Here is a 20,685-nt window from a genome sequence, read left to right as displayed (position 1 = left end):
TATCACTTCATCCTGTAAAACACATTATCCGGGCTTTTTCCGGGCTCTATATCCTCGGCATTCTCGATGATCGTCAGTGTGTCACCTTCCAGCTTGTAAACGTTTTTCTGGCTATCCATTTTCTCTCCGGCCATAAAAATTTCGCAGGTCATGTATTTAACGCCGGCCTCTGTAGTCAGGATATACTTTATCACAACACCCTCCAAGTCTTCGGGAGTTTCAGGATCGATGAACATCATAGTGCCATCGGCGTTAAACTGTACCATCCTTGCTTTGTCTTCTTTGCTGGCCCATTTGCCGGTAAGGCTTTGCGCGAATGTAAAGGCGGGAAACAATAATAGTAGTAACAGTGCTTTTTTCATATTAGTTGGTTTTGATTAATTTAGGTTTGCTCCCATCGTTAGGGTAAAACACCCTGATGGCATCACTATAACGCATACCTGCCCATACATAGTATTCGCGGTTGTATTTTTCAGTAAGCGTTTTATCAATGCCAAAAACAGGTGAGAGGGAATAAACAAGATATGGGCTGTAGCTGCCTGTAAGGCCATTTGCAGTAGTGTTTGAGAATACCGGTGTGGCTTGTGTGATAAGCTCGGCACTGCCGTCATTGTTGATGTCGGCCATCTTTAGAGGTTCCTCAATCTTGTTGTGGAAAATAACCTCCATATTCCGGTCTTTTATCCGTAAGATAAAAACTTCCTCCCGTGATGCGGGATACGGATAACCGAACAACGTTATAAACGATTGTCCTGCCTCTTTATATACGAAAGCGAATTTTGATTTTACAGCGTTATTGTTTTCTTTGGCAAAAGAATCGTCTATAACATCCCAGGCATCTTTGGCAAAGAATGTCATCCGCCGGCCGTTTACGGATACATTCATCTTCCTGAATTTTCCCGGGTCGCCTGCAACGGGAGTCTCATAAAGCCTTATGGTATCGTTTACAGTGTCGGCATTCAGGTCGGTAATAATGGTCTCAAGCGGCGTGTAGGTGGCATTTTGCCTTTGCACATCCTGTGCGCGGCAACAGATCGCAACAAACAGGAAGCATATGGGCAATAGCTTTTTCATATCAGTATTCTGTTTTTCTGCGCCTGTGCCTGTGGTAGGGCGTTTGTATCCCGATAACGATATTGATAACGTACAACAGCTGTGCAAGGGCAACAAGCGGAAGGAGCAGTATCAATAGTGTATCGTTATTGCGGTAATAGCTGCCGTAAGAATTATCTTCGATAAAACTTGCAACCGTGGAGGCTATGAGGTAGAAGGCAAGCCCGCCAACTGTAACGAGGGCATGAATGTTAGAAAGCATAATGCTTGGCCTCCTTTTAAGCCTGTAAAGTATCCAATATCCCAGGCCCAGTAAAAAATAGATACCGGTAACACTCTCAATTAGGGTAAATTCGTCGATTACATAGTACGTGTCATATATATTCATGTCAAACGATGTGTCAATCGTTTCCGGCACGAATACTAACTTTAATACGGCGATAAGCTGCAGGAGCAGCGCTGCAACAAAAAAGTAGAGGTATGTTTTGCTTCTTTTTCTCATTGCTTATTGTATTGGTTAAGGTGCTTACTCTGTAGTCTCCGCCTTCTTCCTGTCGGCCACAAATTTGGTCAGCATTTTCCCGTAATGCGATTGGGCTACCTTTGGCGACATGCTTTTGCGGATGGTATCAAGGTATTTTATGTTGGCATCATATATTTCGGAAAGCGCGATGTAAGGGCCTACTTCATGGTCGGCATTCTTAAGTGCAAAGTTTACGGTGTAAAGGTACCTGCGCTTCAGGAGCTGGTCGGATTTTGCCATTACGCTGTCAAGCTGCTTTACATTGCCGCTTCTTGTAGCCTCAAGGTTCTTCTTAACCAGGTCGAGGTTATCATTGTTGAAACGGTTTTTAATAGTAACATAATCTTCATAGATCTTTTGGTTCTTAGACCCGGTGATCTTTGCCCTTGCAAAGAATTCTTCGTTGCTGCTTTCTATCGTCATGTTGCCGGGCTCGGCAAAGAAAGGAAGGTTATTATCTACAGAGTTCGTTTGCCCCCTGTCAAGAAAAAGGTAAAGCATCTGTGGAGAATCGATTTTCAGGTGGCTTTCAAAGCCTTTTTTGCCGTCAATTACAATGGTATCTATGGCAACGAGGGAAGTATCTACTATTTTTTGGATGTATAATTTACCCTGGCTTAATCCTTTTATGTTGCCGGTAATGTGGAGGTTGGCATCTCCATGGGCTTCTTTTTTACAGGCAGTAAGCAAAACAAAGGCAGAAAGTATAAGGGCAAATCTTTTCATAAAAGGACAAACGTTAATTTTTATGCAAAGTAAGAAAAAATTATAGTTGCAGGCAGGTATTAGGCAAATAAAAAGGCCGCCAAACGGCAGCCTTTTCAATATCGATTTTATATGGCTTACTGGCCTGCCTCTTTTTTGGCATCATTAACCATTTTTTCGTTTGCTGTAATGGCAAATTCAACGCGCCTGTTTTTTCCCTGTCCGTCTTTGGTAGCATTGTCGGCAATAGGGTCGGCTTCACCGCGTCCGATAGTTGTTATCCTTGAAGAGCTGATGCCTTTGGTTGACAAATATTGTTTTACGGAAAGCGCCCTTTGTTCAGAAAGTTTCAGGTTATAATCGTCTGCACCGGTACTGTCGGTATACCCGAATATCTGGATATTGGTATCCGGATATTCATTGAATACAGGTACCAGCCTGTCAAGGTTGGCTTTGGCTGTAGGTGTAAGTGTAGATTTGTTCAGGTCAAAATTCACAGAGTTTTCACCAAGTGTGATCTTAATACCTTCGCCCACCCTTTCAACCTCAGCACCAGGAAGCGCCTGGTCTATTTTCTGGGCTTGCTTGTCCATCCTGTTTCCTATAAGGCCACCGGCTGCACCGCCTACTACACCACCAATGATGGCGCCTAGGGCAGTATTTCCGCCTTTGCCTACGTTATTACCAAGCACACCGCCTATAACCGCGCCCGATGCTGCGCCTATTGCTACACCTTTTTGTGTATTGTTTGTGTTTTTAACTGCCTCACACGAAGTAAAGCCAATGCTTAGCATAAAAGCAGCTGCCAAAGCATAGATTTTCATTGTTTTCATAATGGTCTTATTTACTGTTTTACTGATTACATTTTAGAGAACTGGTACACCACTTCTGTATTCTTACCGCCTACGCTCACATTGTCCACAAGCTCGAACGAACTCTCGGTTTGATTCCTTACTTTAAGGAAATAGCCCTCGGTAACCCTTTTGGCTTTTTCGCCTTCGGTAATCTTAAGGGTAAATGTACCGTCTTTAGTTATTGTCCATACAATAGGGCTGCTAAAGGCCGGGCATCCTGCTTTTGTAAGGCTCATAGTACCTTTGTTGCTCATGGACACAAAGTTCCATGTGCTGCCCTCAAAGCATTTTGAGTCGGCAATGTCAAACGACGTCACCTTAATATAATCCGAGCTTGGATAGGTAACACTGGTAATGGTCCAGTTGCCTTTAAGGCCCGATTGGGATTTGGTATCAAGCGAGCCGCATGATGCCAGTGCCAGCACAAACATGCTTAAAAAAAGAAATTTTTTCATAATCGTTAATCAGGTTTTAAGTTTAGATTTTCTTGTTTTGATCAATAAAGTTAATGAGATTATTGGCTACTTTACAAAAGTTGTGCCGCTTTTTTAACAGGAATTTTTTTATCAGATATTTTTTTAATGGCAGCCCTGTAGTAAAATTGTTTAAATTAAAGGCATTATGTAATTTTCATGTCAGGATGCCCGCGGTATTAATCTTTTCTTAAAATTATTTTCTTTAACAGTTCCTGAAGGCATATTACATGTCATAATACAAGCTTCAAAATGACAATTTGTCGCCAAAAAAGTATTGGTATCTTATTTGAACGGTATTGTTTGCAAACATTTAAAACAATTAATTTATGACAACAGGAAAAATCAATGTTTCGGTAGAGAACATATTTCCCTTAATCAAAAAATTCCTATACAGCGACCACGAGATATTTTTGCGTGAGCTGGTATCCAATGCAACCGATGCAACCCTTAAGCTAAAGCACCTTACCGGCATCGGCGAGGCCAAAGTAGAGTACGGTAACCCGATCATTGAGGTAAGGATCGATAAGGAAGGCAAAAAGATCCATATTACCGACCAGGGTATTGGTATGACAGGCGAAGAAGTTGAGAAATACATCAACCAGGTTGCCTTTTCGGGAGCTGAAGAGTTCCTTGAAAAATATAAGGACTCTGCCAAAGATTCAGGTATCATCGGGCATTTCGGGCTTGGGTTCTATTCCGCTTTTATGGTAGCCGAAAAAGTAGAGATCATCACTAAGTCTTACAAAGATGAGCCAGCAGTACACTGGACGTGCGATGGCAGCCCTGAATTTACACTTGAGCCATCAGACAAGATTGAGAGGGGATCTGAAATTATCCTGCACATAGCCGAAGATTCGCTGGAGTTCCTTGAAGAAGGCCGTATCCGCGAATTGCTGAAAAAATACAATAAGTTTATGCCGGTGCCTATTAAATTCGGCACCAAAACAGAAACGCTTCCAACCCCGGAAGATGCTCCTGAAGATTATAAAGCCGAAGAGGTTGAGGTAGATAACATCATCAATAATCCTAACCCGGCCTGGACAAAACAGCCTGCCGACCTTAAGGAAGAAGATTATAAAGAGTTTTACCACGAGCTGTACCCGATGCAGTTCGAGGAGCCGCTGTTCAACATCCACCTGAATGTGGATTATCCGTTCAACCTGACCGGTATCCTGTATTTCCCTAAACTGTCATCTGACCTTCAGGTGCAGAAAGATAAGATACAGCTGTACCAGAACCAGGTATTTGTTACCGATAATGTAGAGGGTATCGTGCCGGAATTCCTTACCATGCTTCGCGGTGTGATCGACAGCCCGGATATCCCGCTGAACGTATCGCGTTCGTACTTACAGGCCGATGGCGCAGTGAAGAAAATATCCAACTACATTACCCGTAAGGTTGCCGATAAATTGAAATCATTGTTTACAGAAAACCGTGAGGATTTCGAGCAAAAATGGAACGACATCAAGATCGTGCTGGAATACGGTATGCTGAGCGAGCCGAAATTCTACGAAAAAGCAGGCGCATTCGTATTGTACCCAACGGTTGATGGCAAATTCTTCACGCTTGAGGAATTGAAAGAAAAACTGGCAGCAACGCAAACCGACAAAGACGGCAAGCTGGTAGTGCTTTATGCATCCAACAAAGATGCGCAGCACAGCTATATCGAGGCAGCACAGGCCAAAGGCTATGAGGTAATGCTATTGGATTCGCCTATCGTATCGCACCTTATCCAGAAGCTTGAAGCCGATAACGAGAACCTTACGTTCGCCCGTGTGGATGCCGACCATATCGATAAGCTTATCAAAAAAGACGAAGAGCAGATATCGAAGCTTAGTGATGAGGAAAAAGAAAAGCTGAAAACCACGATCGAGGAATTTGTGCCGAAATCGGGCTACTCCGTACAGCTTGAGGCGATGGACAGCAGTGATGCACCGTTCATGATCACACAGCCGGAATTCATGCGCCGTATGAAGGAAATGAGCCAGAGCGGCGGTGGCGGTATGTTCGGGATGGGCAAATTCCCGGACATGTACAACCTTGTAGTGAACACCAATAGCGAATTGTCGTCCAACATCCTCAACACTGAAGATAAAACCCACCAGGAAGCGTTGGTAAAACAGGCGCTCGACTTGGCCAGGTTAAGCCAAAACCTATTGAAGGGAGAAGAGCTTACAGCTTTTGTAAAAAGAAGCTTTGAACTGATAAAGTAAGACTATTAGATTTTTAGATCGTTAGATTATTAGATTGAACCTGTAGTGAGAGCTACAGGTTTTTTTTATTAAGAATTGAAAGAAAAGTTGTAGTATTGTTAAAAATAATAATTATGAAAGTCCTAGGTAGAATTTTAGATAAGAGAATAGATTCTCTAAATATTTTAATTGAAACTACAATATCGGAATATTATAATTTAGCAAAAGATATTCTTGATAAAAATGAATTTCAGAGAAGACGCGTAAAATCATCGTCATCAATTTATGAACTTTTAAAAACTGATTTGCGCCATGGATGTGTAATTCCACCATTAGTATTAGCATTAGCAGTAGATGCTAAATCAACTAATGATGATAAAGATGAAGAGCTTCTAAATAAAATTAATGAAAATAAGGAGAGTCTCATAATATTAGATGGTCTGCAAAGAACATACACAATTAGAGACTTGGTGAACGAGCTTAATGATAAAGGTGATCCTGATAAAGAAACAATTCTAAATAATAAACTTAGAATTGAAATATATATGGGTATTAACAAACTAGGCATTCTATACAGAATGCTTACACTTAATACAGGCCAAACTCCAATGTCAAGTAGGCATCAGATTGAAATTATATATTCCGATTACATCAAGGGAGGGCTGGAAGATATTAAGTTATTAAAAGAAGTTGATGGAGACACTCCGAATAAATTAGGAGAATATAAGTTTAAAGACGTAATCGATGGCTTTACGTCCTATCTTGAAAGAGATTATTTGACAATTGACAGAGTGGATATATTAGATAATATAAAAAGTTTAGAAAAGTTAGCCGTAGAAAATCAAGGTACTGATTTATTCTTGGAGTTTTTAAATACATATCATTTATTTGTGAAGAAGATGGTTGAAATATCAAAAGATTGGAATTTTAATGAAGAGGATATAGAGACAAAATTATCAGGACAACCTTTCGCAAAAAATGCTGTGAAAATTTTTAATAAATCACAAGTGATGACTGGCTTTGGGTCAGCATTAGGCAAATTGCTTGATTTTAAATCAATAGAAAAAGTTAGTGATGTTAACGACCTAATTGAAAATTTATCAAGTCCGAACATTTATGATGATTTTTATAATTTTATGTCCAAACTAGATAATATAAGGGTAATTGCAAAAAAAATTGGTAATGATCAAAGAATGTTTTTCCATTTTTTCTTTAGAGAATTATTTGATAGAAAATCAGATGGCTATACTAATATTGAAGTTTCAATAAATGAGGCATATAAACAGTATGAAAGAAAAACTCAATAGTTATTACGATGCCAATAACTTTAAGAAATGAAATAGGAATAAAAGAAATAATCGAGAGTTTACATTATATTCAGGAACAAAATCATTTTTTATTAAAAACAAAAAGTGATTTTAAAATTTCTGTTCCATATTATCCTGATTATTTTTCGCAATGGGATCAAACGAAGTTTTCTATTTATCTTTTTGAAAACCCCTACTTAAATGCAGAACTAGATATATTCCCAATCTACAAGAAAGACTTTGATGAGCGATTAGGATATATGATACCTCTTTCAATTTTAGAAACTTCTGATATTAATTACGATGAAGAAAGTTATAGACATCTAAGAGAATATAAAACGATGGCTTATTATAAATTGTTAGAATTAGATAAGGAGATTTTATATTCAAATAATGGTGAAAATATATTTAGATTGTCAGAAATTTTTAACTGTAATTCAATTTGTATCCTCCACAATCCTACTGTAGAACAATCTGGTTTTGATATTTCTAGCTCAATATTATCACTTTATAATTTTGGATATATCTTGAGAGAAAATCAATCTAAACCGGTATATGACAAAGCACATTTAGTAAAAAAAATGCGTATTAAGCAAAGTAGGTTAACCTTAAGGCCTTCTAATTTTAAGATTGAATCTAATAGTTTTATATATTCATTATTTAGAGACCACCTTTTACAGACAGATAATGTGGTTGTAAGATTTATTTTGCTTTATCAAATTATTGAAGGATTTATAGAAGAAGAGTTTAATAAACAGTTTGATCAACTTCTCGATAATTATACGAAAAAAGAAATATCTAAAAATGATTTAAAGGAAAGTATGTCAACTATATCCACAGAAAGAGAATTAATAAATTCAATTTTTACTAATTGTGATATTGATAATAAATTGAAACAAGAATTTAGTGAAGAATGCGATTTTTTGCTTAATGACTTAAAAATTGTACTAAAAAAAATAATTTTTCTGATAAGATATACGCCTTGAGAAATTTAATTACCCATAATTATAGAATTTTAATTCAAAAAGAAAATTCGCTGCTAAAAATAATAGAAATCTTTGAACGAATAATTATCGAGCTCCTAATAACAAAAAAGAATTAATGCTATATGACCCTCCCCATAGAAACCCCAGCACTGTTATTCTCAGCTACATCACTCATATTGCTTGCTTACACTAACCGGTTCCTGACCATTGCGACTATCGTTCGCGGACTTAAATCAAGCTATGAGCAAAACCGTAATAAAAGTATTTTGGTGGAGATAAAAAACCTAAATCTGCGCCTTACGCTTATCCGCCACATGCAGATGTATGGTGTGCTGAGCCTGTTCTTCTCGGTTTTTGCCATGGCGTTGCTCTTTGGAGGGATCATGGACTGGGGCGCCTACATATTCGGGCTAAGCCTTTTGCTGCTCCTCACTTCGCTGGCGGTTTCTTTCTGGGAAATCAGCATTTCGGTGAAAGCGCTCCGGGTACATTTAAGCGACCTTTTGGACGAAGCAGAAAAAAATAAATAACTGCTGTAAACTTTTTTACTTTTTGACAGTCTAATCCCAAACGGTTAGCCATAAAACGAAATACTATGGATACTCAGACACTCTGGTCACTACGCCTCGGATTCAACGGCAGGCATGCTGCCAAAATAAAGAACGACGGTATAAAGCATTTTGTGGAGCAGTCCTTTGCCCAAAAGCCGGATAAGACAGTCCCTGCTTTCATTGCAAATCTGCCTAAAACCCCGGACGAGATCAAGACCGCCGGAAAGAAATTGAAGGGGAATGCTGAGGCAGGAAAAAAAGCCCGCCTGGAGGAAACGCGGGTCAATCTGGAACTCAAAGCCTGGTGGATAGATAAAATGCGGAAGGATGAATTTCCGTTGCTTGAAAAAATGGTGCTTTTCTGGCACAATCATTTTGTAGCCACTTTTGGCAAGATACGGGTGAATTACTGGGTGTACACACACAATATGGTATTACGGGAAAATGCTTTCGGGAACTTCCGGGAACTTACTAAAAAAGTGCTATATACCAACATGATGATCAAGTACCTTGACAACAGCAGCAACATTAAAGGTAAATACAATGAGAACCTTAGCCGCGAGCTGCTGGAGTTGTTTACCATCGGGATAGGTAATTACACCGAACAGGATATTAAGAACGGGGCAATGGGACTTGCCGGCCTCACGATAGGGGACACGAAGGCAGCTTACCGTCCTGCGTCTGAAAATAATGAGCCCTTTGAATATTTTGGAAAAAAAGGGAACTTTAAGGCAGATGAAATGGTTGACATTATCTTCCAACAAAAAAATGCCCCGTACCATATCACGGAAAAAGTACTGAAGTGGTTCATTTACGATAATCCGCCCCAAAACCTTGTAAAATATTATGGCGATTACCTCAGGGAACAGGATTATGAGATAAAGCCTTTCCTGCTGAAGATATTCACAGAGGAATTTGATAAGCCAACAGCCGGCTCAAAAATAAAAGACCCCTTGGTATTCGTTTTACAACTTCTCGATGAGCTGGATATTAAAGAAATAGACAGCAAAATGGTCGCACAGTTTGCTAAAGGGCAGGGGATGGACCTTTTTAACCAGCCTAATGTAAAAGGCTGGAATGGCGGGACCTACTGGCTTGCCACCCAGATCTACCTTCAGCGCCAGAATGTTGCCGACCTGCTTTGCAAAAATACTATTATAGACAAAAGGCTGCTTAGCGTTTTTGGGCTGGACGCAGGTGCAGCGCCTAAAAAATTCAATATAAAGCTGGACTGGGACAAAAAGGGCGATAATAAGCAAATAATAGCCGGACTGAAGAACAGGCTGCTTTTCCAGGTGGATCCAAGCCTCCAGGATGATTTTGAAACCATGCTGAGGTACGATTTTAATCCCAATGCGGAAGGCGCCGAGAACGGGGTGCTTCGTTTGTTCAACTTTATGGTAAAGACACCGGAATTCCAATTAATATAAATTGAAGGTTATGAACAGGAGGAATTTTTTCAAACTGACAGGGACATTTAGCGGAGGCGTACTTTTGCTTCCCGATTTCCTGTATTCATTCGCCACGCAGGAAAACCTTAGCGCTGGTGACAGCTGCCTGGTGTTTATCCAGCTTAACGGCGGCAATGACGGGCTTAACACATTTGTTCCCTACCAGGACGACCTGTATTACCACTACAGGCCCAATATTGCACTTTCCAAAAACGAGGTGCTGAATGTCGGTGGCGGTATGGCGTTTCACCCGTCACTGAAAAGCTTTGCGGCCATACAGCAGCAGGGACATTTGTCGGTAATCCAAAATGTGGGCTACCCCGAGCCCGACCATTCCCACTTCAGGAGCCAGGAAATATGGCAGACCGCTTCGGATGCTAACAAGCACCTTACCGAAGGCTGGCTGGGGCGGTTTCTCGATGCCCACTATAAAGAACACCATCCTACAGCAGCCATAAATGCAGACAGCATAGACAATCTTGCATTAAGGGGAATTGAGCCAAACACGCTTACAGTTACCTACCGCAACGACCTGAAGTCGAAAAGCGAGGAGAAAAGCATTAAGCTGTCTGATAACCCACAGCTTGATTTTGTCCGGAAGATCGCAGGGTCTATTGCCGGAGGGTCGGATGCGATACAGACCGCTTTGAAAAAAGCCGCACCATCCGATGTGGCCTATCCGAAAACAGAACTTGCAAGAAATATGGAATGGATAGCCAAGCTGGTAAAAGGCGGGCTCAATTCCAAAGTATACTATACATCACTGAATGGCTTTGATACCCACCATGCCCAGCTGGAAGGGCAGGCCTCTAAACTCGCGGTAGTGAACGATGCGGTTTTTGCCTTCTATAACGACCTTAAGCATGCTAAAAAGCTCGATGAGGTAACATTGGTCATATTTTCAGAATTCGGCAGGCGCGTGGCAGACAACGGTAAAGGCACCGACCACGGTACAGCCGCCCCAATGTTCGTCATTGGCGGGAAGAACAAAGGCAAGATACTCGGCAGCAACCCCAACCTTAAAGACCTTGACAACGGCGACTTGAGGTATGAAACCGATTTCCGTAGTGTGTATGCCAGCCTTTTAAAAGATAAATTCAGTTTTGACCCTTCGCAGATAGGTATAAAGAACCCGGCACTGAAAGGGTTGTTTTAAGTATTTAAATTGAGATTTCTCTCTCCGCTAGCTTCGTTCGAAATGGAATGTGCATATCTCATATTGTACGGTTTTCCATTTCGACCGCGGGGAGAAATCTCAAATTATCCCTGAGATTTCTCTCTACGCAGGCTCCGTTCGAAATGGAAGGAGTGCAGACAGATAGTGTCAGTCAATAATCCAAAGTAAAACAGGCTTTTCTGTTTTCTGGAGCTTTGCGTCAAGTTTTTTCATGAAGTTATCCGACACTGCGGGGCAACCCCAGCTTAAAGGCGCATAGTGCGGATAGACTTCCGTGTCGGGAACTGCTGTCCACGAGTGTAGCACCACAACCCGCGCCTCGGCATTGCTGTTTGTTTTTTCCAGCCCCTTGAGCCAGTATTTTATCTTGATGCCCCACGAGCTATAGTCGCGCTTGCCTATTTTATACTTGCCGGATGAAGTGCAATGGCTTCCGTCAACATTGCTGAATTTCACTTTGTCGTATTTCTCGTCATTATCGGCAAGCATGTCGCAGCTACCGTGGGTCACGAGGTTGCTGTCGGTTATCTTTTTCTGCTTAAAGTCGTACACATAAAAGCGGTTCCTGCCCGAGTGCACGCTCATGTCGATCAGGAAGTAATAATCTTCATTGAATTTTTGCTTCTTGCAGTAAGCCAGCGCTTCGGTATGCTTTGAAGTATAGTCTTTTGCGGGCTCGGTCTCTGTGGCGTTGATGCAGCTGATCAGCCCGAAGAACAGGATGGAAATAAATCGGGTCATATAGGTAAGGTTGTATTACCTGATAACTCTAAAGAGAAAGTCTTAGTATGCTTATTCACCTATTTCTTTAACAAGAACACTATGGGCATCGGAACCTGAAAAGTCTTCGATAGTGAAAAATTCATGCTCCAATATTTTTATGATGTACCAGGGTTTGATTATCTGGTTCCTGACAGCCACTTTTATCGTTTCGGTAGTACTAAAGCCCATATACCTTCGTTCTGCAGTTTCCCCTTTTTTATATAACCTTTCCTCAAAGGTCTGGTAAAAGAACAGCACCTCGTTTTCCGCAGGCTTCAGTTGTCCTTTCAGTTTGGTAAGGGTGTCTTTATCATTGGAAGTGAAAACTTTAAAAGTCGTGCCGTCAAATTTCCTTTCGCATTTGGTGACATCCGGAAATTTTTCATCAAAATTATCGGTACAGTTATTTTTTGAAAGGAAATCTTTTGCCCGCGCAGGCTCTTTATAATCAATGTTGTCTTTTAGCCTGCCGGGACGCAGGTAAGTCGATTCGTCTGCAGTGCCTTTTTTAGCAGGGCGCTCATAGGGTTTTTGGTGGTAAAACGGGTGGAGGTCGTCGTTTTCATCTTCCGATCTTTTCACCATATCTTTTATTATTATGCTATCACATTCATGATCCCTTATCATGTCGGCATCTCCCATAAACCTCTTTTCCAGCGGAAGGGATGTGGTATGATTTTCCTTTGCGCCCTGTAGGTATTGTACAAAACAATTGGCGTTGGTATAGTCGCGTGTCTGGTATAGTCGGCTTCCGTCAAAAGTGTATACTTTCCACAGGCCGGTCTTAAAGCCTTCGTCATAAAAGGCTTCCAGTATAAGTTTCCCGTCCCGGTAAATTTTCCAGTTCTCTATTCCTTTTTTCAGTTCCATTTTAGAGCTGACCAGGCTGCCGTTCACAACGCCAAGCGACTTGCCTTCAAAAGACACTGCCCTGCCATTTTTGAATTCACCTGTCGAAGCTACGGTTCCGTCCAGATTGTATTCAGTATAAGTACCGTCAAGCAATTTATTTACCACGGTATATTTCCTGCGCAACTTGTCTTCATTCCGGTAAAAGTTCTCAATGCACACGCCATCCTGAAAGCCCCGGGAAGCGTTTCCTTTTGCAAACAGCTTTCCGTTATTGTATTCTTCATACGGGCCATCGGGTACATTGTTCTTAAAATGATACTCTTCCTTTTTTACCGACGGCGATTCATATATTACATACTTTCCTTCATATTTATCGTCAGCAAAAAATGCCTCAAAATAAATTTCGCCGGTAGGGAAATAAGATTTGAAATAGCCGTTGCGCTTTCCGTTGGCATATTCCGTTTCGTCCATCTTGCTGCCGTTAGGGTAGTAGGAGGTAACCTTACCGTCCGGATTGTTCTCTTTATAAAAGCCTTCACGCTCAACAGCACCATTATCGTAATACCATGTGGCTTTGCCCTGCAAATTCAGCGGGTCGTTCTCAATAGATGAATACCCTGAAAACTGCGGGTGGCCGTCTATGAAATAATCTTTTATAAGGTAAAGCCCGTTCTCTTTTTTTGAAATCCGGTAATAAGATGCCGAAGCCTGGGTTGTTTCCTTCCAGTCTTTATCAAAATATTTTTTTTGCTGGGCATTTGCAGATAAGCTGAGAGCCAGAACGAGTAAAGCAATTATATTTTTCATTTAGTGATAATAGTATTCCTGCCAAATATAAATAAAAAGAATACCCGATTTTAACCGGCGATTAAATCCTAAGTAATATCTTTGCCCGCTTTTTAATTTTCGCAAAATGGTAAAAAATAATGTTTTAAAGGGAGTTGTACTGGTAGGCATGGGTGCATCCAGCTATGGGATGCTGGCCACGTTTGTAAAGAAGGCTTATATTGCAGGCTATACTACTGCCGAAGTTACGGCATCGCAGATATTGCTCGGGATAGCGGGAATGCTGCTTATCAATATATTCCAAAAGGCCAAAAAAGGCGATACGGTCGTTAAGGCATCCCCTAAAAACAGGCTCCAGCTTATTGTGGCGGGAACCTCTATGGGCTTTACCAGCGTATTTTATTATTTGGCTGTTTTTTTTAAAATCCCTGTTTCGATCTGTATCGTATTGCTAATGCAGACCGTTTGGATGAGTGTGTTACTGGAAGCTATCATAGCTAAGAAATTCCCTTCGGCAATAAAATTAGCGTCAGTCGGCATAGTTCTCGTTGGTACAGTTTTAGCAGCTAACCTCATTTATAACACAAAAGCGCTGAATATAACAGGAATATTTTTCGGACTTTTGGCGGCGGCATCGTTTACGGCGACCATGTTTACGAGCAATACTATAGCTACTCATGTATCATCGGCACAGCGAAGCCTGTTTATGCTGATGGGCGGGGCGGTGATCGTGCTGGGCTTTACCGCTTTTACCTGGCCGGGCACATTCAATTTTGAAATATTCCTCACCTGGGGGCTGGTGCTGGCACTTTTTGGTACCATCATCCCACCGATACTCCTGAATGCGGGTTTCCCGCGTACGGGGCTTGGGCTTGGCAGCATCGTTTCGTCGCTCGAGCTTCCTGTTTCGGTAACTATGGCCTATGTAATATTGCACGAACAGGTAAACCTCCTGCAATGGCTGGGCATAGCGCTTATACTCGGCGCTATCGTACTGATGAACATAAAAATGCCGGGACAGAAATAATACCGTTTTGGATTGGAATTCGCTGTAAAAGAAAATTAAAATTTTTTTCTTTCTTCAAAAAAGAAAAATCAAGCATAGCTGGGCTACGGTTTATTTTTATTTTGAAGAAGAAAGGAAAAAAGAACATTTTATTGCAGTAAATTCCAACCCAAGACGGTATAATCCCTAACTTTGGGTAAACAACACGTATGGCTTTAGCCTGGCACCTTTACCTGATGGCATCCCTGTATATTCTCGCCGGCCTGAACCACTTCAGGGTGCCGCGCCTCTATGTACGAATGATACCTCCAACACTGCCTGCACCGAAACTGTTGAACATAATAAGCGGAGCGGCTGAGGTTATTTTGGGAATATTGCTTTGTTTCCCCCAACTTTCACACATTGCTGCATGGGGGCTGATACTGCTGTTAGTTGCCGTTTTTCCGGCGAATATTTATATGTATACTAATGACAAGGCCGGTATGGGCCTGCCGAAATGGTTGCTGTTGTTAAGGCTTCCGCTGCAATTAGCGCTTATTTACTGGGCGTGGCTGTATACGTAATCCGATCCGAAGCCCCAGCTTTCCAGGCTTGTCAGGTTTTTAAAATACAATTGTTCGGAAGAGTTTAAATAGGATGGCATTAAGGTGTGATCTTCCATTTCGACGAAGGAGAAATCTCAACGTATTTACGGTAATTCCTGAGATTTCTCTCTCCGCAAGCTCCGTTCGAAATGGAAGAACCTGTTGCTTTTCGCTCACAGATAGTCTTCCGAACAATTGTGTTTTTAAAATCTGTCTGGGTTGTTACCAAAGAATCACCTTGATTTTGCTAAATCTGAAAATCCAAAAACCTTGTACTTTCGGTATAAACTATATTCATTATTGAATGTTTTTCAAAATAATGCTCTTTAAGCTATTGTAAATTTTCTACTTTTCAAAAAATTTAAAAATAACATTGAGTTTTACGATTCAATCAGTTTTTTTAGTAATATTGAGTAACGAATCTTAAACATTTACTTAATTACCTGATTTAATGTTTTCATCTGATGAAAAAGAGTAACCGTCCGGATCTGGACAGGGAAGCGATAGCAAGGATAGTAACGCTTGCCCAGGAAGAAAGAAAGCCTTTCGAGGAAATAAAGAAAATTTTCGGGCTGGCTGAAAAAGAAGTGACCGAGATAATGCGAAAGCAGTTATCGAATGATAATTTTGAATTGTGGAAAAAAAAGACCGCAGCCAAAAAACCAAAACCGATGCCGCAGATCAATGTTATTGAAGACGATGACCTGGATTCCAAATACTACATCAGGAATAAATTTTGATATATAGCTCCCGTAATGGGAGTTTTTTATTATAGGCAATACCGGTGGATCATAAATCAATCGTGAAATTTGTACGGTTCATGGCAAAACTTCTACATTCATATTGTTACCTTTATCAAAATTTACCTCAATGAAAAAAGCATTAGCTCTACTGCTGTTATTCCTTTCTGTAACTCTTTTTGCACAGGATATCACCGGTCCGTGGCATGGACTGCTTACCTTTCCCGGTGGGGAGCTTCGCGTAACTATCGATATAAGTAAAACTGAAACAGGTACCTATACGGCTACCATGCTTGTGCCCGAGCAAAGCCCAAAGCCCATACCGGTAACAGACATTTTCTTTGAAAGTAATATCCTGGCATTTGGCATTCCCGCCGCAGGAATAGATTATAAGGGTACACTGGAAAACAATGTTTTTAAAGGCACGTTTACACAAAACAGCTACCCGATCCCGCTCGACTTGGGCCGTGAGGAAGTAAAGGTAAAGGCAAAAGTGCGCCCGCAGGAGCCTGCAAAACCATATCCGTATTATACTGAAGATGTGGTTTTTAAAAATGAAAAAGCAGGCATCACACTGGCCGGCACACTGACACTTCCGAAAAAAGAGGGAACCTATCCGGTGGTTGTGCTCATAACCGGAAGCGGACAGCAAAACCGCGATGAGGAACTACTGGGCCACAAACCGTTTCTGGTGCTGGCAGATTACCTCACCAAACATGGCATTGCTGTTTTGCGTTATGACGACAGAGGCACCGGAAGTTCGCAGGGTACTTTTGCCAGGGCGACTTCCGAAGATTTTGCCACTGATGCCGAAGCCGCATTCCGATACATGAAAACGAGAAAAGAGATAAATAAAAATAAAATTGGGCTGGCCGGGCATAGTGAAGGCGGAACGATAGCTCCAATGGTAGCTTCCAAAAATCCCGATGTGGCGTTTATAGTGCTAATGGCCGGTACGGCGATTCCGGGCGATGAGCTTATGCTGCTGCAAAATTACATGATGGGCAAAGCCAATGGCATGCCCGAGGAAGAACTTACAAAACTGGGCGCAATCAACAAGCAGCTGTATAATGCCATTAAGGAAGAAGCCGATACCAATACCTTAAAAGCGAGGCTGCAGACCATTTTTGATAAAGAACTGAAACCGCTTTTTATATCGAAGGGCGTACCAAAAGACCAGGTGGCTCAATACATCGATGTGCAGGTAAACGAGCTGGCATCGGCGTGGTACAGTAATTTTGTGCGCTACAATCCGGGGCCTGCACTCGAAAAAGTGCAATGCCCTATATTAGCGATTAATGGCGAAAAAGACCTTCAGGTGGCCCCTACAGCCAACCTTGATGCCATAAAAAGGGCTGCGCAGAAAAGCGGCAACAAGAAAGTGACTACCAAACTGCTGCCCGGCCTCAACCACCTGTTCCAGGAAAGTAAAACCGGATCGCCATCAGAATATGGCGAGATAGAACAAACGTTCTCACCTCTGGCACTGAATGAAATAGCCACATGGATATTGAAGCAGGTGAAATAATTACTTTTCTGCTCCGCAAAGCCATAGACTCCACGAGCGAGCAGGCATTATTTTAAACGTACTATCGGCACGTCTCGCTCCCCTCTCCTTGGGAGAGGGGTCGGGGGTGAGGAATTATTCATAAATGACATCTTCAAAATGTGTACAGAATTATAATTGTCAAAAAAGTTTTTATTAAAATCCACATTATACTGTAACAAAACACAGGTTTTATCGACTTACTGGTATATCAAAATCTAAAAAATGAGAAAATTCACAGGTATGCTTGCTTTGGCACTAACGCTAAGCACTGCTGCTTTTGCCCAGAAAGCCAAGGATATAAAGGTTGCTATAGACCTTAAAGATGTAAAAGACGACAAGGTTATGGTGACCGTGACCCCGCCTGCCTTTGACACCGAAACCACTACTTTCTTTATCCCTAAGATCGTTCCGGGAACCTATTCGGAAGACAATTATGGCAAGTACATAGAAAATTTTAAGGCCTACGACAGCAAAGGAAAAGAGCTTACCGTAGCTAAAGCCGACGATAATTCCTGGACGATACAAGGCGCGAAAAAACTGGCAAAGGTGACCTACCTTGTAAACGATACCTACGACATTGAAGGCACACACGAGATCTTTTCGCCGGCAGGTACCAATATCAAAGCCAATGAAAATTTTGTACTGAACATACACGGGTTCATAGGCTACTTTGCCGATAAAGGCGAACTCCCTTACCAGCTTACCGTGACGCACCCTGCGACATTGTGGGGAGCAACGTCTTTGGTAGATACCAATGCAAGCAATGAAGTTGATGTGTTCAACTCGCCACGCTACCCTGACCTGGTTGACCACCCGATCATGTACTCGAAACCGGATTATACTACGTTTACCGTTGATGGTATGGAGATACTTATCGCGGTATATTCGCCAACCGGTGCAGTAACTGCAAAAGCCATCACCCCGGAAATGGAAAAGATGATGCGTGCCCAAAAGAAATTCCTCGGCCCGATAAACAGTACTAAAAAATACAGCGTGCTCTTATATCTTACTGATGGCTCGGGAACCGATGCCCATGGCTATGGCGCATTGGAGCACACGACTTCAACCACTGTGGTAATGCCCGAAGCTATGCCAATGGAGCAGCTGGAATCTACATTGAAGGATGTGGTTTCGCACGAGTTCTTCCACATCGTTACGCCATTGAGCGTACACTCCAAAGAGATACACTTCTTCAATTATAACACGCCAAAAATGAGCGAGCACCTTTGGATGTATGAAGGTGTTACCGAATATTTTGCGAACCTGTTCCAGGTAAACCAGGGGCTTATCACCGAAGACGACTTTTTTACAAGAATTGCCGAAAAAATAGCCCAGTCGAAAAATTTTGACGATACGATGAACTTCACCAATATGAGTAAGAACATATTGCAGAAGCCGTACAAAGATGCCTATTACAATGTATACCTTAAAGGTGCGCTTATCGCAATGTGCATCGATATCCAAATGCGGGAGAGCAGCAATGGCGAAAGGGGTATCCTGAGCCTGATGAGGGACCTTTCTAAAGTGTACGGAAGCAGTAAGCCGTTTAACGATGCCGACCTGTTTGCAAAGATCACAGAACTGACTTATCCTGAAGTAGGTAAGTTTCTTCAAACCTATGTGGCAGGTACTACACCTATCAACTATGACGATTATTTTGCCAAGGTGGGCGTTACCAAAACCATGGTGAAAAAGCCGGGCATACCGTTCCTTAAGAATATGGAAACGCCTTACATCACAGTAAATGCCGCTAAGGAGATTGTGGTTATCCCGAATATAGAGCTTAACGACTTTATGAATACGCTGGGAATAAAAGGTGGCGATGTGATCCTGGCCGTTAACGATAAGCCTTACAATCTTGACAATATCTACGACATGATCGAGATCAGCATGGGTTGGAAAGATGGCGACCCGATAAACGTTAAAATTAAGCGCGATGGCAAGGAGCAGGTACTCAAAGGGGCTGTGAAAATGCCTATGGAAGAGATGGAAGGCTACCACGCAACCGATGCCTCTAAAGCAAAAATAAGGGAAGCATGGCTAAAAGGATAATATGTTTTTATTATCTTTAGGGCTGAAAACAAACCGATTACTATTACCAACCAAAACAACTGAACTATGAAAAAGCTTTTATTTACCTTTTTTATCCTGGCCTGCGGAGCGACGGCATTGGCTAATACTGCAGACCACATAGCGCCGCCTAATATCGAGAAGGCATCGAATGTAACTGTGGCCTCAAAAAAAATACCCGTTGCAAGGACAGAGAAGGTAAAGGTAAATGTAAAGCAGCCGAAAGAAACACCGGCAAAGTTCTGTACCAGTGTTGATGGATCGCGTTTTGGCCTTGGCGTTTATATAGTAGACCTTGTAAATACAGGTAATATCAAGCTTACAAACCTGCTGCTTGCAAAATAAGCAGTCGAAATATATTCTAAAGAAGCCGTCCTCCTGGATGGCTTTTTTTATCTCCAGTCCGCATCGGACCCGTTCTTTCCAAAATAAAAAGTAAACCCCACGGATGCTGTGAAGAGGTGGCCGGTAAATGATTTGAGGCTGGTATGCTCAGGCCTGGCCGGGTGTTGGCCGTCAAAATTATAGTGCTGGGTAAAATTCAGGATGTAAGAAGTATCGAGGGTAAGAGCCAGCGATTTGCCCAGACGGAGCTGCGGCGTAAGCCCGATGATCACGTTCCCGATATTGTCAGTTCCCCCGCGCGTAACCGATGTCAACGAAGAATAACCCAGTCCTCCGTGCGCCAGCAGGTTAATGTTACTGCCTGCAGTATTTGCGATATTTAGCGTACGTCCCAGGTTATGCACCCCCTGGAAGGAATATCTTTTATAGTCGGATCCAAGCTCCGGGTTATCGTCCATACGGAAACTGTCTGACCCAAAATCGAATTTTATCCCCCAGAATTCATCGACCATATAACGGAAACCCACTTCATAATGTGCAAAGCCAACAGTAGTTGGATGTCCGGAAATGCCCATGCCGTAACCCGCTTCCAGGGAATATTGGTCATGCGGTTTTTGGCACCAGGCGGATAAAGATAGTAAAAGTGCTGATAAAGAAAGTAGCTTTTTCATGCGTTCGTATATAATATAGTTGTAAAACACGGTCGGGAACAAAAA

Annotated in this window: 21 protein-coding genes; 12 read left to right on the top strand and 9 right to left on the bottom strand. The window is 41.9% G+C overall.

Annotated features, from left to right (window positions below):
• Positions 1–2: 2 nt before the first annotated feature.
• The 6 genes from HYN59_RS00810 to HYN59_RS00785 form a co-directional block, all read right to left on the bottom strand.
• Positions 3–362, bottom strand: coding sequence for a hypothetical protein (locus HYN59_RS00810; RefSeq protein ID WP_108776459.1), 360 nt, complete (start codon positions 360–362; stop codon positions 3–5).
• A gap of 1 nt (position 363) precedes the next feature.
• Positions 364–1,074: a hypothetical protein gene (locus HYN59_RS00805; RefSeq protein WP_108776458.1), complete on the bottom strand. Its 711-nt coding sequence runs from the start codon at positions 1,072–1,074 to the stop codon at positions 364–366.
• Between the two features lies 1 nt (position 1,075).
• Positions 1,076–1,555 carry a hypothetical protein gene (locus HYN59_RS00800; protein ID WP_108776457.1) on the bottom strand — a complete coding sequence of 160 codons (480 nt, stop codon included), beginning with the start codon at positions 1,553–1,555 and terminating at the stop codon, positions 1,076–1,078.
• Positions 1,556–1,579: 24 nt separating this feature from the next.
• Positions 1,580–2,302 (bottom strand): DUF4369 domain-containing protein, encoded by a 723-nt coding sequence (locus HYN59_RS00795; protein WP_108776456.1) that lies wholly within the window; start codon positions 2,300–2,302, stop codon positions 1,580–1,582.
• Positions 2,303–2,418: 116 nt separating this feature from the next.
• Positions 2,419–3,114: a YiaD family glycine zipper/OmpA-like lipoprotein gene (locus HYN59_RS00790; protein ID WP_108776455.1), complete on the bottom strand. Its 696-nt coding sequence runs from the start codon at positions 3,112–3,114 to the stop codon at positions 2,419–2,421.
• 26 nt (positions 3,115–3,140) lie between these two features.
• The gene (locus tag HYN59_RS00785) at positions 3,141–3,590 is read right to left on the bottom strand and encodes a lipocalin family protein (RefSeq protein ID WP_108776454.1); all 450 of its coding nucleotides are present in this window, start codon (positions 3,588–3,590) and stop codon (positions 3,141–3,143) included.
• Between the two features lie 347 nt (positions 3,591–3,937).
• On the opposite strand from HYN59_RS00785, the gene htpG reads away from it, so the two are divergent.
• The 6 genes from htpG to HYN59_RS00755 all read left to right on the top strand — a co-directional run bounded on the left by htpG (position 3,938) and on the right by HYN59_RS00755 (position 11,254).
• On the top strand, positions 3,938–5,824 hold the full coding sequence (htpG, locus tag HYN59_RS00780) for a molecular chaperone HtpG (RefSeq protein WP_108776453.1): 1,887 nt from the start codon (positions 3,938–3,940) through the stop codon (positions 5,822–5,824).
• Positions 5,825–5,937: 113 nt separating this feature from the next.
• The gene (locus HYN59_RS00775) at positions 5,938–7,110 is read left to right on the top strand and encodes a hypothetical protein (RefSeq protein ID WP_108776452.1); all 1,173 of its coding nucleotides are present in this window, start codon (positions 5,938–5,940) and stop codon (positions 7,108–7,110) included.
• 8 nt (positions 7,111–7,118) lie between these two features.
• Positions 7,119–8,096, top strand: coding sequence for a hypothetical protein (locus tag HYN59_RS00770; RefSeq protein WP_108776451.1), 978 nt, complete (start codon positions 7,119–7,121; stop codon positions 8,094–8,096).
• A gap of 122 nt (positions 8,097–8,218) precedes the next feature.
• Positions 8,219–8,626 carry a DUF2721 domain-containing protein gene (locus HYN59_RS00765; protein ID WP_108776450.1) on the top strand — a complete coding sequence of 136 codons (408 nt, stop codon included), beginning with the start codon at positions 8,219–8,221 and terminating at the stop codon, positions 8,624–8,626.
• A gap of 65 nt (positions 8,627–8,691) precedes the next feature.
• A complete protein-coding gene (locus tag HYN59_RS00760; RefSeq protein WP_108776449.1) occupies positions 8,692–10,077 on the top strand; it encodes a DUF1800 family protein in 1,386 nt (461 codons plus the stop codon).
• 10 nt (positions 10,078–10,087) lie between these two features.
• The gene (locus tag HYN59_RS00755) at positions 10,088–11,254 is read left to right on the top strand and encodes a DUF1501 domain-containing protein (protein WP_108779601.1); all 1,167 of its coding nucleotides are present in this window, start codon (positions 10,088–10,090) and stop codon (positions 11,252–11,254) included.
• Between the two features lie 168 nt (positions 11,255–11,422).
• On the opposite strand, the gene HYN59_RS00750 is transcribed toward HYN59_RS00755, so the two are convergent.
• Both HYN59_RS00750 and HYN59_RS00745 read right to left on the bottom strand, forming a co-directional pair.
• A complete protein-coding gene (locus HYN59_RS00750) occupies positions 11,423–12,016 on the bottom strand; it encodes a murein L,D-transpeptidase catalytic domain-containing protein (RefSeq protein WP_108776448.1) in 594 nt (197 codons plus the stop codon).
• 51 nt (positions 12,017–12,067) lie between these two features.
• Entirely contained in the window at positions 12,068–13,696 is a 1,629-nt protein-coding gene (locus HYN59_RS00745) for a toxin-antitoxin system YwqK family antitoxin (protein WP_108776447.1), read from the bottom strand.
• A 106-nt stretch (positions 13,697–13,802) separates the two neighbouring features.
• Between HYN59_RS00745 and HYN59_RS00740 the strand changes: the two genes are divergently transcribed.
• The 6 genes from HYN59_RS00740 to HYN59_RS00715 all read left to right on the top strand — a co-directional run bounded on the left by HYN59_RS00740 (position 13,803) and on the right by HYN59_RS00715 (position 19,969).
• A complete protein-coding gene (locus HYN59_RS00740) occupies positions 13,803–14,702 on the top strand; it encodes an EamA family transporter (protein ID WP_108776446.1) in 900 nt (299 codons plus the stop codon).
• A 188-nt stretch (positions 14,703–14,890) separates the two neighbouring features.
• Positions 14,891–15,244 (top strand): DoxX family protein, encoded by a 354-nt coding sequence (locus tag HYN59_RS00735; RefSeq protein ID WP_108776445.1) that lies wholly within the window; start codon positions 14,891–14,893, stop codon positions 15,242–15,244.
• A 485-nt stretch (positions 15,245–15,729) separates the two neighbouring features.
• Positions 15,730–16,005, top strand: a complete 276-nt coding sequence (locus tag HYN59_RS00730) for a DUF2805 domain-containing protein (RefSeq protein WP_108776444.1) — start codon at positions 15,730–15,732, stop codon at positions 16,003–16,005.
• Positions 16,006–16,135: 130 nt separating this feature from the next.
• A complete protein-coding gene (locus tag HYN59_RS00725) occupies positions 16,136–17,533 on the top strand; it encodes an alpha/beta hydrolase family protein (RefSeq protein ID WP_108776443.1) in 1,398 nt (465 codons plus the stop codon).
• 243 nt (positions 17,534–17,776) lie between these two features.
• The gene (locus HYN59_RS00720) at positions 17,777–19,606 is read left to right on the top strand and encodes a M61 family metallopeptidase (RefSeq protein ID WP_108776442.1); all 1,830 of its coding nucleotides are present in this window, start codon (positions 17,777–17,779) and stop codon (positions 19,604–19,606) included.
• Positions 19,607–19,672: 66 nt separating this feature from the next.
• On the top strand, positions 19,673–19,969 hold the full coding sequence (locus HYN59_RS00715) for a hypothetical protein (RefSeq protein ID WP_108776441.1): 297 nt from the start codon (positions 19,673–19,675) through the stop codon (positions 19,967–19,969).
• Between the two features lie 47 nt (positions 19,970–20,016).
• Here HYN59_RS00715 and HYN59_RS00710 read toward each other — a convergent pair whose 3' ends face one another.
• Positions 20,017–20,640 (bottom strand): outer membrane beta-barrel protein, encoded by a 624-nt coding sequence (locus HYN59_RS00710; protein ID WP_146185839.1) that lies wholly within the window; start codon positions 20,638–20,640, stop codon positions 20,017–20,019.
• Positions 20,641–20,685 lie beyond the last annotated feature (45 nt).

This window comes from Flavobacterium album, from assembly GCF_003096035.1.
Classification (GTDB): domain Bacteria; phylum Bacteroidota; class Bacteroidia; order Flavobacteriales; family Flavobacteriaceae; genus Flavobacterium; species Flavobacterium album.
The sequence above is the reverse complement of the archived record's forward strand: the minus strand, read 5'-3'. Positions and strand labels throughout refer to the sequence as shown.

Bases quoted from the DNA above. Each gene is read 5' to 3' on its own strand.
- HYN59_RS00810 (WP_108776459.1), bottom strand. From the start codon at position 362: ATGAAAAAAGCACTGTTACTACTATTATTGTTTCCCGCCTTTACATTC.
- HYN59_RS00805 (WP_108776458.1), bottom strand. From the start codon at position 1,074: ATGAAAAAGCTATTGCCCATATGCTTCCTGTTTGTTGCGATCTGTTGC.
- HYN59_RS00800 (WP_108776457.1), bottom strand. From the start codon at position 1,555: ATGAGAAAAAGAAGCAAAACATACCTCTACTTTTTTGTTGCAGCGCTG.
- HYN59_RS00795 (WP_108776456.1), bottom strand. From the start codon at position 2,302: ATGAAAAGATTTGCCCTTATACTTTCTGCCTTTGTTTTGCTTACTGCC.
- HYN59_RS00790 (WP_108776455.1), bottom strand. From the start codon at position 3,114: ATGAAAACAATGAAAATCTATGCTTTGGCAGCTGCTTTTATGCTAAGC.
- HYN59_RS00785 (WP_108776454.1), bottom strand. From the start codon at position 3,590: ATGAAAAAATTTCTTTTTTTAAGCATGTTTGTGCTGGCACTGGCATCA.
- htpG (WP_108776453.1), top strand. From the start codon at position 3,938: ATGACAACAGGAAAAATCAATGTTTCGGTAGAGAACATATTTCCCTTA.
- HYN59_RS00775 (WP_108776452.1), top strand. From the start codon at position 5,938: ATGAAAGTCCTAGGTAGAATTTTAGATAAGAGAATAGATTCTCTAAAT.
- HYN59_RS00770 (WP_108776451.1), top strand. From the start codon at position 7,119: ATGCCAATAACTTTAAGAAATGAAATAGGAATAAAAGAAATAATCGAG.
- HYN59_RS00765 (WP_108776450.1), top strand. From the start codon at position 8,219: ATGACCCTCCCCATAGAAACCCCAGCACTGTTATTCTCAGCTACATCA.
- HYN59_RS00760 (WP_108776449.1), top strand. From the start codon at position 8,692: ATGGATACTCAGACACTCTGGTCACTACGCCTCGGATTCAACGGCAGG.
- HYN59_RS00755 (WP_108779601.1), top strand. From the start codon at position 10,088: ATGAACAGGAGGAATTTTTTCAAACTGACAGGGACATTTAGCGGAGGC.
- HYN59_RS00750 (WP_108776448.1), bottom strand. From the start codon at position 12,016: ATGACCCGATTTATTTCCATCCTGTTCTTCGGGCTGATCAGCTGCATC.
- HYN59_RS00745 (WP_108776447.1), bottom strand. From the start codon at position 13,696: ATGAAAAATATAATTGCTTTACTCGTTCTGGCTCTCAGCTTATCTGCA.
- HYN59_RS00740 (WP_108776446.1), top strand. From the start codon at position 13,803: ATGGTAAAAAATAATGTTTTAAAGGGAGTTGTACTGGTAGGCATGGGT.
- HYN59_RS00735 (WP_108776445.1), top strand. From the start codon at position 14,891: ATGGCTTTAGCCTGGCACCTTTACCTGATGGCATCCCTGTATATTCTC.
- HYN59_RS00730 (WP_108776444.1), top strand. From the start codon at position 15,730: ATGAAAAAGAGTAACCGTCCGGATCTGGACAGGGAAGCGATAGCAAGG.
- HYN59_RS00725 (WP_108776443.1), top strand. From the start codon at position 16,136: ATGAAAAAAGCATTAGCTCTACTGCTGTTATTCCTTTCTGTAACTCTT.
- HYN59_RS00720 (WP_108776442.1), top strand. From the start codon at position 17,777: ATGAGAAAATTCACAGGTATGCTTGCTTTGGCACTAACGCTAAGCACT.
- HYN59_RS00715 (WP_108776441.1), top strand. From the start codon at position 19,673: ATGAAAAAGCTTTTATTTACCTTTTTTATCCTGGCCTGCGGAGCGACG.
- HYN59_RS00710 (WP_146185839.1), bottom strand. From the start codon at position 20,640: ATGAAAAAGCTACTTTCTTTATCAGCACTTTTACTATCTTTATCCGCC.